This is a genomic window from Proteus sp. G2673 (genome assembly GCF_009915125.1).
Taxonomy (GTDB): domain Bacteria; phylum Pseudomonadota; class Gammaproteobacteria; order Enterobacterales; family Enterobacteriaceae; genus Proteus; species Proteus penneri.
The window spans coordinates 35,902-47,785 of the sequence record NZ_JAABLT010000023.1 but is presented as its reverse complement, the minus strand read 5'-3'; the positions used below and the strand labels follow the sequence as shown (position 1 = coordinate 47,785).

Annotated in this window: 11 protein-coding genes and 1 pseudogene; 2 read left to right on the top strand and 10 right to left on the bottom strand. The window is 36.5% G+C overall.

Annotated features, from left to right (window positions below):
* Nucleotides 1-57 precede the first annotated feature (57 nt).
* Entirely contained in the window at nt 58-936 is an 879-nt protein-coding gene (locus GWI59_RS14295; RefSeq protein WP_109847426.1) for a LysR substrate-binding domain-containing protein, read from the top strand.
* A 63-nt stretch (nt 937-999) separates the two neighbouring features.
* Here GWI59_RS14295 and lhgO read toward each other — a convergent pair whose 3' ends face one another.
* The 10 genes and pseudogenes from lhgO to GWI59_RS14245 form a co-directional block, all read right to left on the bottom strand.
* Entirely contained in the window at nt 1,000-2,202 is a 1,203-nt protein-coding gene (gene lhgO / locus GWI59_RS14290) for an L-2-hydroxyglutarate oxidase (RefSeq protein WP_109847370.1), read from the bottom strand.
* 15 nt (nt 2,203-2,217) lie between these two features.
* Nucleotides 2,218-2,931 carry a FadR/GntR family transcriptional regulator gene (locus GWI59_RS14285; protein WP_109400536.1) on the bottom strand — a complete coding sequence of 238 codons (714 nt, stop codon included), beginning with the start codon at nt 2,929-2,931 and terminating at the stop codon, nt 2,218-2,220.
* The gene (locus GWI59_RS14280; RefSeq protein ID WP_072064049.1) at nt 2,932-4,899 is read right to left on the bottom strand and encodes a TRAP transporter permease; all 1,968 of its coding nucleotides are present in this window, start codon (nt 4,897-4,899) and stop codon (nt 2,932-2,934) included. It abuts the gene before it with no gap.
* Nucleotides 4,900-4,911: 12 nt separating this feature from the next.
* On the bottom strand, nt 4,912-5,946 hold the full coding sequence (locus GWI59_RS14275; protein WP_109847371.1) for a TAXI family TRAP transporter solute-binding subunit: 1,035 nt from the start codon (nt 5,944-5,946) through the stop codon (nt 4,912-4,914).
* Between the two features lie 389 nt (nt 5,947-6,335).
* Entirely contained in the window at nt 6,336-6,848 is a 513-nt protein-coding gene (locus GWI59_RS14270) for a DedA family protein (protein WP_006536526.1), read from the bottom strand.
* Nucleotides 6,849-7,096: 248 nt separating this feature from the next.
* Nucleotides 7,097-7,738: pseudogene (locus tag GWI59_RS14265) on the bottom strand (energy-coupling factor ABC transporter ATP-binding protein); the annotation flags it as partial.
* Entirely contained in the window at nt 7,725-8,567 is an 843-nt protein-coding gene (locus tag GWI59_RS14260) for an energy-coupling factor ABC transporter ATP-binding protein (protein WP_161724973.1), read from the bottom strand. The pseudogene GWI59_RS14265 and the gene GWI59_RS14260, both read right to left, overlap by 14 nt.
* Nucleotides 8,558-9,262, bottom strand: a complete 705-nt coding sequence (locus GWI59_RS14255) for an energy-coupling factor transporter transmembrane component T (RefSeq protein WP_109847374.1) — start codon at nt 9,260-9,262, stop codon at nt 8,558-8,560. The genes GWI59_RS14260 and GWI59_RS14255 overlap by 10 nt, the downstream gene beginning before the upstream one ends.
* 2 nt (nt 9,263-9,264) lie before the next feature.
* On the bottom strand, nt 9,265-9,846 hold the full coding sequence (locus GWI59_RS14250; RefSeq protein WP_006536533.1) for a hypothetical protein: 582 nt from the start codon (nt 9,844-9,846) through the stop codon (nt 9,265-9,267).
* An 80-nt stretch (nt 9,847-9,926) separates the two neighbouring features.
* Entirely contained in the window at nt 9,927-10,352 is a 426-nt protein-coding gene (locus GWI59_RS14245) for a PPC domain-containing DNA-binding protein (protein WP_006536534.1), read from the bottom strand.
* A gap of 456 nt (nt 10,353-10,808) precedes the next feature.
* On the opposite strand from GWI59_RS14245, the gene GWI59_RS14240 reads away from it, so the two are divergent.
* Nucleotides 10,809-11,882: a hypothetical protein gene (locus tag GWI59_RS14240; protein ID WP_161706475.1), complete on the top strand. Its 1,074-nt coding sequence runs from the start codon at nt 10,809-10,811 to the stop codon at nt 11,880-11,882.
* The last annotated feature ends 2 nt before the right edge of the window (nt 11,883-11,884 follow it).

The following is an 11,884-nucleotide window of genomic DNA, read 5'->3' as shown; positions in this document are numbered from 1 at the left end:
TTGACAATCGATAATAAATCACCTTAGCTTATAGAAAATCTAATGGCTAAACGTACTATGCGAACTCATCTCCCCCTAAATGCATTACGTGCATTTGAAGCTTCAGCAAGACATCTTAATTTTACCAAAGCGGCATTAGAACTGTATGTCACTCAAGGGGCTGTTAGCCAACAAGTGAGGATGTTAGAAGATCGACTTGGTGTTACTCTTTTTAAGCGACTACCTCGAGGCTTAGAAATGACGGATGACGCGCAGATCTTATTTTCAGTATTAACAACAGCTTTTAGTGATATTGAGCGTGTATTTAAACAATTTGAATGTGGTGAATATCGAGATGTGGTTTCCATTGCGGCTGTCGGCACATTCGCTGTGGGATGGTTATTACCCAGATTGGCTGAATTCAGGCAACTCTATCCAAGAATAGAAGTAAATTTGAGAACCAATAATAATGTGGTTAATTTAGCTACCGAAGGATTGGATTTTGCTATTCGATTTGGTGAAGGGTTATGGCCTTTAACTCATAATAAAGCCTTATTCTCTGCACCATTAACGGTCTTGTGCTCACCAACAACAGCAAAACGACTACATTATCCAACTGACTTAATAAATGAAAATTTATATCGCTCATATCGAGAAGATGAGTGGTTAAAATGGTTTGAAAAAGCAGAAATATCACCGATAAAAATAACGGGTTCTATTTTTGACTCCTCACGTTTAATGATTGAAAGTGCAATTTATGAAGGGGGAGTTGCATTAGCTCCAGCAAAAATGTTTTCAAGAGAAATTAAAAATGGACAGTTAGTACAGCCCTTTAAAATAGAAGTTGAAATGGGTAAGTATTGGTTAACGTATTTAAAGTCAAAACCAATGACCGCCTCAATGGAAATATTTCAGCAGTGGCTAATAAATGAAGCACTAAAAGAGTGTTGTGAGTGATATAAAAAGCACTGATGAGTTTCAGTGCTATTTATTATTTTTACTCGCAGTATCGTCTTTCAATTACAAAGAAAAATGCTCTTTTACTATTTCTCGTCCTATCTCAATAGACGCTGTTGCAGCAGGTGATGGGGCATTACACACATGTAATGAACGTTTACCTTTCACAAAATGGAAATCATCTACTAATTTCCCTTCGCGAGTTAATGCTTGAGCTCGAACTCCCGCAGGACCAGGATGAATATCTGCTTCACGTAAATCAGGAATGAGTTTTTGTGCATTTGCCGTAAATAGTTTTCGTGAATATGAGCGACGAAGCTCCGCCATTCCTTCACCTAAATAATTTCCAGCAATTTTCCAAAATCCTTTATAAGTGAGCACTTCAGCAAGATCTTTTAAGTTAATATCGCTTTTTTTATAACCTTCACGTTTAAATGCCAATACTGCATTAGGCCCAACATCGCGATGTCCGTTATACATACGCGTAAAATGTACACCTAAGAAGGGAAAGTCAGGGTTAGGAACGGGATAGATAAGATGGTTTACTAAGTAGTTTTTATTAGTATTAAGCATAAAGTATTCACCACGGAATGGGACTATTTTCATACCTGTGTCATAGCCTGCCATTTTAGCAATACGATCGCTAAATAAACCGGCGCAATTAATCAACCATTTGCTTGTAAATTGATTATTGGATGTTGTGATGGTGACAGTATCATCGGTTTCATTAATGGCTGTAACCGCTTGTCCAAACGCAAATTTCCCACCTCGTGATTGAATAATTTCAACATGTTTCGCCGCAATTTCAGGGTAATTCACAATACCTGCATCCGGAACTAATAGAGCTGCAATACCATTGACATAAGGCTCTCTGACTTTAAGCTCAGCTTCCGTCATTTTGATCACTTCAAGCCCGTTTTCGATACCACGTTGATAGATATTTTCTAATGCTTTTAACTCTGCTTCATTGGTAGCAACAATAACTTTGCCACAACGGTCATAATAGAGATTATGTTGTTGGCAAAACGCATATGTCGTAATATTGCCTTGTTTTGCTAACCTTGCTTTAAGGCTTCCTGGTGTGTAATAAATACCTGAATGAACAACATTACTGTTATGCCCACTTTGGTGAACAGCAGGGCCTGATTCTTTATCAATCACCAGTAATTTAAGTTCAGGTTGGCTTTCTTGTAATGCACTGGCAACGCCTAATCCGACTAATCCTGCACCGATGATAATAACGTCATAAGTCATAATATTATCCATTTTACAAAGAGTGAATTAACTGATTTTTTGTTGTAAACGCTTTAATTTGCCACGTACGTTGGTTAAATGAAGACGCATTCTATGGCTTGTTTCATCGTGATCTTGTTGGCGTATAGATTCAACAATTGCTTCATGTTCTGCAATAACACGTTCTGTTTCCATTTCTCGACCTTTATTTTGGCTTAATGAATACATTAATACCCCAAGATAAAGCTCATGCATGTTATCTAAAATCCGAACAAAAAAAGGATTATGGGAAGCGACCATAATAGATCGATGAAATTGATAATCTTCTTCATGACCAATGTTTTTATTTTGCTTAGTTGCCAAAATAAAGGCTTGATGCGCGTTTTCAATAGTAAGTAATTCTTCAGGTGTCCGACGTAAAGCGGCAATAGCTGCCGCTTCATGTTCAATGACCTCACGCATTTCAAGCAAAGAATCTATCTCTTGAGGACGTGCAATTTCCATTACAATAGGTTCATATTTACTCAAGATAGAATGGTCTATAACACGTCGTCCTCCACCTTGACGAGAGGTAATAATTCCACTCGCTTCTAAGACACCTAATGCTTCTCTGATAGGGACTCGACTGACGCCAAAGGCGTCAGCAAGTACATTTTCAGAAGGTAACTTTTCACCAATAGGGTAAGTTCCGTTGCTAATATTTTGCTTTATCTGCTCAAGAATTTGATGCGACGCTTTTTGGCGTGAGATCTTTTGTATCATCTAGTTTTCTCCAGATACATGCCCCATATTGGTTAACTGTTTTTTAGACCGTAATAAATGGAATGTACCGGTTAATAGGATCAAGGCGACACCTAAAAGGTCGGTATATAAGCCTGGTTTAATCATTAGAATTGCCGCTGCTGCAAATGCAATACGCTCAAACCACGTTGTTTTAATCATCCAAAAGTTTGCTGTTGCGATACTGAGTGCATAAATTCCGACTAATGCAGTAATAATCATTAATCCAATGGAAAGTACACCTAAATTATCACCTTGCATCAGTAAAGCTGGGTTATAGACTAAAATAAACGGAATAATAAAACCGGGAAGTGCTAAGCGAACCGCATCCCATGATGTTTGCATTGGATCAGCTCTTGCAATACTCGCTGCGGTATAACTTGCTAATGCTACTGGTGGGGTAATATTGGATAAAGCACCAAACCAGAAAACAAAGAAGTGAGCCGCTAAAGGCATTACACCCGCTTTAATTAAAATAGGTGACACTGTAACTGCTACGACAATATATAACGCTGTTGAAGGCAAGCCCATACTTAATACGATACACACCAGCATAACGACTAACAAGATCATCCATAAGGTGTTATCCGTCATTGAAACAATATTAAAGGCGAGTGTTGCACCAATACCTGTCATCGTAACAACACAGATAATGACGCCAATGGCCGCACAAGCAACAGTCACTTGAACAGAACCACGAGCTGCTTCAGCTAAGGCGTCAGCCACTTTAGTTAATGTCATACGGACTGATTTATCAGGCGTTATCCAACTTGCAACAATAATGGTTAGAATACCTAAGAAACCGGCATAAATAGGTGTTTTCCCCACTAATAAGGTGCCAATAACAATAATTAAAGGTAGTAATAATAAACCTCGCGCTTTCAATACGGCTTTAACTTGTGGAATATTCTCTTTACTTAAACCTTTTAATCCTTGTTTTTTAGCTTCAATATCAATGGCCATAATTAAGGCTGCGTAATACAACAAGGCTGGAATAATTGCTGCAATAACAATGGTGGTATAAGAAATACCTAAAAATCCCGCCATAATAAATGCAGCAGCCCCCATAATAGGTGGCATTATCATACCGCCTGTTGATGCTGTCGCTTCTACGGCACCGGCAAAACGAGGCGTTAATCCAATGTTTTTCATTAAAGGAATGGTAAAAGTACCCGTTGTTGCGACGTTGGCGACAGCACTACCACTTAATGAACCGGTTAATGCGGATGAAATAACGGCAACTTGGGCAGGCCCTCCACGACGACGACCAGCCATAGCCAACGCTAAATCATTAAATAAAGCAGTAGCACCACTGACACTCAAGAATGAACCAAAGAGAATAAAGACCACAATAGCGGTGGAGGCCGTTGAAAGTGTAATACCAAAAATCCCTTCACTGGTCATAAATAAACGGTATAACAATCTTTCTACAGAAAATCCTGCATGACCGAAAATACCCATAAAATACTGACCAAATAAAGCATAGATAATGGCAAAAGTTGCAAGTCCTGGAATGAAATACCCAGTAGTTCTTCTTGCTGCTTCAAACAGTACAATAATTCCTAATATAGCCATGACATAATCGGTAGTATTTGGAATACTTTTTCTCACAACGTGAAGATCAACGTAATTAAAGAAAAAGTAGCCATAACTGATTAATGTTAAAGCAATAAAAAGATAATCCCATCCATTAAATTTAGGCGTTGAAAAACGCTTGGAAAATGGAAACAAAATAAAGCCTAAAATTAAAATACCGCTAAGAAAAATCGTATTACGGTAAAATTCTTGAGTATTTGATAATGCGTTGGAATAAATAGCGTAAAGCGAAATTAATATTGCAAGAGTCGTGGTAATTTTCAGGTAAATACCTGCAAGTTGGCGATTGCCGGAGCTTGCTTCTTTATCTAATGCAGGTGGCTCTACCGGAGTTAGGTGGTCATTGTTAGTCATAACTCACTCCTGTTATTTATTATTAGTCTGCGTTTGAGCTTCTGGTGGAATAAGGTAATCAGGGATCTCTAACCCGATTTCTTTGTAGTAGCGGTAAGCCCCTAGATGTAATGGTACAGAAACACCTTTTAATGCATTTTCTGTGGTGATGTACTTAGCTGCACTATGAACTTGGTGAACCTCAGGAAGGTTCTCAAACATGGTTTTTGTCAACTCATAAACCAGTTCGTCATCAATACTGGTTGTGGTCATTAAGATATTAGGTTGAGCAATCGTATTAACCATTTCAGTTTGACGAGGGTAGGTATTGGCGGGGATTTCAAAACGGAACCATGAATTCGCCACATGATTGATATCATCAAGTTGCTTATCTGTGACTTCGAGTAATTTTGCACTGACACCACTTGCGTACATATCAGTTACCGCAGAAGCGGGTACTCCAGCAGGTAATGCACCTCCATCAAGGCGACCATCTCGCATGGCAGAAACGGTATCGCCATATCCCAGATATTCAGGGGTAATATCTTTTTTAGTTAAATTAACGCCTTGAAGAATAATAATCGTGGATTGTTCAGTACCACTAGCTTGAGGGCCTACAGAAAAGCTAGTCGCGCGAATATCGTCTAACGTGCCAGTTTTTACTTTGTTATCCATTAAAACAAAGTGTTCAACATTAGGCCATAGCATAGAAATTGAGCGCAGATCTTTTTCTGGTTTGCCTTCAAAATTACGCACGCCTTCATAAGCTTCTACGGCTAAAAGGCTTTGTAGTATTGAAAGTTGAGCTTCATTTTTCTGCATTAAATAGATATTTTCTATTGAGCCTGCAGAAGATTGTCCTGTGACTTGAACACCTCTATCCTTAAGATGTGTACTCCATACGTTTGCTAAACCCACTCCCATCGGATAATACGTTCCTCCTGTTGAAGCGGTTGCTACAGAGAGAAATTGTTTATTCGCATTCTCTTTTTTGCCGATTACTGCTAATGAGACAACAGCAATAACAGCAACAATACCGATGGCAAGCTTTGTTTTTCTTATTCTCATGATGTTGTTCCTGTACATAAAAACGCAGGTGAATGTTTCACACCAACTTGTATACAACATGACAACTTTTATAGAAATAAGGAACGTTAAGAAATTGTGAGGTAGATTAATTAAATTGAAACAAAAAAATAACACTTTGTGATCAACATAGTAATTATGCAATTTTTAATCATAATTATGGTGATAATCATAAAACACAAAAGAAAATATTAATAACTTGCTAGCGAAACGATAAAATTAGCTAAAAAATAGCCTATTAATCGATAATAAAAAATAAAATGAAAAAATAGACGGATCAGAAAATCGTTAAATCATCTGATAAAGAAAGGAGAAAAATAGGCTATTTTAGTGTTAAGAAAATAAGTAAAGTTTAGTAATAATTACAGACCTTATAGCGCAATGGAAAGTACACCTGTCGCAATCAGCACAAACATCGCTGACCAAATTAATGCAGAAATAGCACTGGTAATGTAAATACCGTATGTAGGTAGTTTTAGCAAACCGGCACTGAAAGGGGTTAAATAACGAAATACTGCAAGGAATCGAGAAATAAATAAAATGTAGTGAGTTTTATTTTTCAGTAGTTGCTGAACACGATTAATTTTTGCCTGATAACGCTTAACCCATGCTTTAAGTCGAGGAAATCGATAAATAGAACGACCTAATTCATAACTAATAATTGAGCCTAAAAGTGCGCCACAACTGGTTGCTAACCAAAGAAAAACGGGTGAATAAAAAGGTAAGCAGGCACTGAAAATAAAGATTAACATTAAAGATGCAGGAGGCAAGAATGAAGAAATACCAATAGTCGATTTTCCTGCTGTGATTAATATAATGGAAAGAAAAAGTGTAATAGGAGATAAATGACCCAATGAATTTAATAGAGAGTGAATAAGTTCCATTTTATTGTCTCCAACAAGAAAATAAACAACAACGAAGACTAATAATAGATAAATAAACCTTAAGAGTATTATGCGTTAATTTGACGATTTTTATTCATTTCAACTAGCATTGTAGCCCATTCAATGGGAGAATTTTTAATCGGTAATTTTAACTTTTGGCTTAATGAGTATAGCGTAGGTGCAGGTATATCTGAAAGGGATTGCAGTGTTGAACTCATTAATACGCTTTCAGGGGTGCCATCAGCAATTAGTTTTCCTGAAGATAAATGGATAATCCGCTGAAAATGACGCGCCGTAAAATCAAGATCATGGCTTATAGCAAGAACAGATGTGCCTAATGTTTTTTGTACCTGAAGCCAGTTCTCAAAGCATGTTAGCCAATATGCATCGAAATCGCGAGTCGGTTCATCAAGCAGTAATATTTGAGGAGATAAAATACTCAAACTAGCGACAGCAACCATTCTGCGTTGACCTGCGTGTAAATCTAAAGGATGAACATCAGCAACATCACTTAAACCGCAAAGCATCAATGTTTCATCTAAACGTTTTTTAATCTCTTCTTTAGAAAACTTGCGTTGCTTTAGGCCAAAAGAGACTTCTTTTTCTACTGTATTATGAAATATTTGTCGTTCAGGTTCTTGGAATAATACACCAATATATTGAGCACGTTGCTCAGCTTTCATTTGAGATAATGACTGATGGTTGAGTGTTACTTCACCTTCATTTGGCGTTAACAATCCTGCAATTAAACGTAATAAGGTTGATTTACCCGCACCATTATCACCAACGAGTGTTATCCATTCACCTTGATTTAACGTTAAAGATAATTGAGAAATACAAGGTGGAACATCTTCACTCCAACGATAAGTTACTCTATCAAGCTGTAACATAAAATTCCTTAAAAGCCTTAAGTAAAGCTTTATCGTTATTTACAATATTTTTATTCCAATGATGATTTTCAATTAACCAATTTAAAGCTAGCCAAGCATCAGGTGCATTAATTGTTGTAAATAAAAAAGGAAAAATATCTTCTAAGGCGCCTGCAACTTTTGTTTTTCCGGCTTCTAATAATAAAAATTGTTCACTTAGTGTTATTGCTGGCAATAAGTTACGTTCAAAAATAATCACACTACATTTGTGCTCTTGTGCATACTGTTTAATGCGTTGTTGCAATTGTTGTGTTGCATTAGGTGTTAAACGACTAAATGCTTCATCAAGTAATAATAATTTGGGGTGCATAGCAAGAGCGCTTGCAATCACAACACGCTGTGCCTCTCCACCAGAAAGAGTAGAAGGCGGGCGAAAACGAAGGTTGTCACATTGTGTTAACTTCATTGCTTCTTTTACACGAAATCGAACTTCATTATCACTTAGCCCTAAATTTTCAGGGCCAAAAGCAATCTCTTGCTCTACTGTAAAAGCACAACCTGAAAGTTGTAATTGAGGGGATTGTTGAACAAGTTGTCTTCCTGGGGCGAGTGATACTAACCGACCCTTATCTAGAGCAATGTTTTGTACAATACCCAAGCCTTGTACAGAGCCTGTTAATAAATCGGGATACCAACCTGCTAATAGCTGGGCAAGAAGACTTTTTCCACTGCCATTTCCTCCCAAAACAACAAGCCATTCCCCTTGTTTTAGTTGCAGATCAATAGGGCCAAGAATAGGTTTTTCGTCGCCTTTGGGGGTAAAACTAAATTGCTGAAGATTTAATACCATAGCCAAATAACTCCTTCAACAAAGATAAGCAGTAAAATAAAATAGCGTAACATCTCTTGTAGTGGTGTATCGACAGGAGGAGAAAGCGTGGTACGTTTTGCAATAATACGAAATCCTCGCATATCTAATGCAGCACTACGAATAGTCAAATCACTTAATACATGACTAATCAGTGGTAGGATAATGGCAGGTAATGTTATTAGGCGTTGCCAAAATGAACCATCAAGAGGTACACCTCGTGCTAATTGTGCTTCTCTTATATTGTGTAATTGTTGGCGTAGCTGTTCTACAAGTAACAAAGGACCTGCAAATAAATAGGAAAGGCTTATAGGTAGGCGGCTAGCAAATAAGGCTCTAATAAATTGTTCAGTTGTAGTGTACTGCAACCACAATTGAGCACCACTTATTATTGCTAATAATCTTAGCCATAGCGTTATTGCCATGGTTTGTTTACTGGTATCTAAAATGCCACCTGTTAACCAATAAGCAAGCCAACCGCTATGAACTAACCATAAACCTATCGCCATGGGGATCATCAACCATGCAATAAGACGCCAACGCCAGCGAGAGGCTTTCCAAAGTAATAAGCCAATAAAAGTACCACTGCTGATAATCAACAGTGGTAAGCTTAATGATAAGAAAAGCACACTAGCACTTAGCCAAAGCCATAATGCCAGTGAGGTAAAGGGATGCATTATTAGCGAACCTTAGCCATTGCAGGAAAATTACGTTGTGTTCTTTGAGGTAATTGACGTACTAATAACCAAGCAATAATCGCTGATAATATTTTATCGGCGAGATTGGCACCTAATACAGTGATTGCAACGGATTCAATCAGCCCTTCACCAACCGCATGGAAATAAGCGACAAAGAAATCTGCACCACTGCCTGTGGCACCACCAAATAAATAAGTACGAATTGGAACGGCAACGATCATTAACGCTAAAGTAATAATAGTGCCTGAGCCAATAACTCGAATTAATGAACGAAAACCGCCTGCACGCGCTAATAAACCTGCACTTAATCCTATCATCATGGCAACGGGTGCAAATGCAGCCGCTATTGGACCACTAATTAATCCCCATAATAAGTTGGTTAATAATCCAGTAAATAATGCAACCCATGGGCCACCTAATAAGGCACAAATAAGTGTACCGATAGAGTCTAAAAAGATAGGAAGTTTGACCATTGAGGTGATTTGACCACCGATCATATTTATTGCAATAGAAACGACAATGAGCACAAGAGTGCGGCTCGAAATTTGAGGAGTTGTAGACATAGTTTAAAAAGCCTTTACAAAGGATAGTTATTATTGGTTTTATTATTTTGCGTCAATAAGGTTCTCTGCAAAAAAGACGATTAACGCGGTGTGATGACCAACTCCTCATAACCAGAGTATTCACAAGGCTGACGGCTAAAAGTCACTTGCTCTAACTCACCAATAACGAGCTCTAGCGTCGTGCGCACTGTACAACCTGGCATCATATGTCCACCACACATAATTCCATTTTCATCTGATACGGCTAAATGAAGGTGCTCGCCGGTGGCATCTAATGTGCCAATCAGTGAGACAACTTCGAATTTACCAGTAAGATAGCGATTTTCTTCGCGTCCTGCAAAACGCAATGCAACATCGGTTAGGCTACCTACACAACCTGCAATGTAAGACGATTGCAGTTGATTATCGGCGATTATCTGTCGTAATGCCACAATCACATCTTCACCTGGAATAAGGCGAACCGCAATAAAGCGGACATGAGAAGAGGGACACTGTGTTTGAGACATGATGATTTACCTTATGATTAATTACACCGCATTAGTGAAGTTAGCTAATTCTAAAGGTTGTTATTATTAGGCGAGATAAGAGTAAATACAATTTATTCTGTTTATAAGATAGAAAAGGGCATATAACCTAATTTATCTTTAAACTCGATTTTGCAGTATTACTCTTTATAATCGTTACCAGTATTACTGACTAAAGCTGTAGCATTCCAACATTTCATATTTACTATTGTATTGTACGGAATTTTGGCAAAGTGGATTTGCTACCTGTTCTGTTGATAAGCAGATGGTTAGTGTGGTAACTATAAACGACAATGATTTTATAATATTTTTAAATCTTAATGTTGTTCCTTTTATTATAGCGTATTTGATTAATGATTTTTATAGTGTTTATGACATGAATATAAAACAGATTAAAACTATTTAATCTATTTCGATATAATTACATAGGGGAGCATCATGATTAACGTATTGCAAAATTTAAAATCATATTTATCTAATAGAGCATTATCTGCGCCTGATTTGACACATAACAATCTATCTTTAAATAATACTTCTCTCCCAGGTAACTTACTAAGTTGTGAAATAAAAAATAAGGACATCACATTGAGTAATAGAAATAAAGATTTTGAAAATGAAAAGTTTAAAGATATTAAATTTGATTTTTTAGCTTCTAATCTAAGTAATGTTAATTTTATAAATGAAAATCTCGATGGTGTCGAACTTAATTCTAAAACGAAATCTTTTAATAAAACTGAAAGTGCTTATCTCTTAAACGGAAAGTTAAGTGGTAATACATTAAATAAATTAAATACAATAAATACAATAGATGATAAATACAAAGAAATAAAAATAAAACTTGTAAAACAGATTATAGAATCAATAAATAATAGTGGTGAGGTGAAGTTGGAATCATTTCCTATTGATTCAATAATTGATAATATAACGTCTAAGAAATATTATTTAGAAGATGGTGTTATTAAAGATTTTGCTGAAAATTTATTAAATACTAAGTATTTAAAAGAGAAGGTTAACATGTATTCTGATAAGCTCTCTTCTGGTATTTTATCCTTTAATTTAGATCTAATCAGTGAACTTGATAATGAAAAAGTCAAAGAATACATGATGAAAAAAAATGGATGTTTTATTAAATTGATGGCATTGACTGTTTATCATGATGACTTAGCTATTCAGGAAAAAGGAAGGTCTTTATACAATAGTTATCTTGAAATAGAAGAAATAAAAGACTTTGCTAAAGAAGAAAATCTTTGGAATAATAAAACAGTTGACTGGAGCGATAAGAAAAATAAAAATTATATTATTGTAAGTGGTGATAAAACGATAGTTGTTAGCCATGAAGACCTAGTAAATATGTTATTTCCTGATGAGATAGGGATGAATGCAAGTTGGAGTAAGTTTTCTCTTTATATCAAAGGTAAAAGAAAACTTATTGAACAAACTAATTATTATGACTTATTTAATAAAGACTTTGAGATGTTTAAAGATAGTTATAATGCACTCCACAAAAAGTAAAG

Bases quoted from the DNA above. Each gene is read 5' to 3' on its own strand.
- GWI59_RS14240 (WP_161706475.1), top strand. From the start codon at position 10,809: ATGATTAACGTATTGCAAAATTTAAAATCATATTTATCTAATAGAGCA.
- GWI59_RS14270 (WP_006536526.1), bottom strand. From the start codon at position 6,848: ATGGAACTTATTCACTCTCTATTAAATTCATTGGGTCATTTATCTCCT.
- GWI59_RS14250 (WP_006536533.1), bottom strand. From the start codon at position 9,846: ATGTCTACAACTCCTCAAATTTCGAGCCGCACTCTTGTGCTCATTGTC.
- GWI59_RS14255 (WP_109847374.1), bottom strand. From the start codon at position 9,262: ATGCATCCCTTTACCTCACTGGCATTATGGCTTTGGCTAAGTGCTAGT.
- GWI59_RS14275 (WP_109847371.1), bottom strand. From the start codon at position 5,946: ATGAGAATAAGAAAAACAAAGCTTGCCATCGGTATTGTTGCTGTTATT.
- GWI59_RS14280 (WP_072064049.1), bottom strand. From the start codon at position 4,899: ATGACTAACAATGACCACCTAACTCCGGTAGAGCCACCTGCATTAGAT.
- lhgO (WP_109847370.1), bottom strand. From the start codon at position 2,202: ATGGATAATATTATGACTTATGACGTTATTATCATCGGTGCAGGATTA.
- GWI59_RS14260 (WP_161724973.1), bottom strand. From the start codon at position 8,567: ATGGTATTAAATCTTCAGCAATTTAGTTTTACCCCCAAAGGCGACGAA.
- GWI59_RS14245 (WP_006536534.1), bottom strand. From the start codon at position 10,352: ATGTCTCAAACACAGTGTCCCTCTTCTCATGTCCGCTTTATTGCGGTT.
- GWI59_RS14285 (WP_109400536.1), bottom strand. From the start codon at position 2,931: ATGATACAAAAGATCTCACGCCAAAAAGCGTCGCATCAAATTCTTGAG.
- GWI59_RS14295 (WP_109847426.1), top strand. From the start codon at position 58: ATGCGAACTCATCTCCCCCTAAATGCATTACGTGCATTTGAAGCTTCA.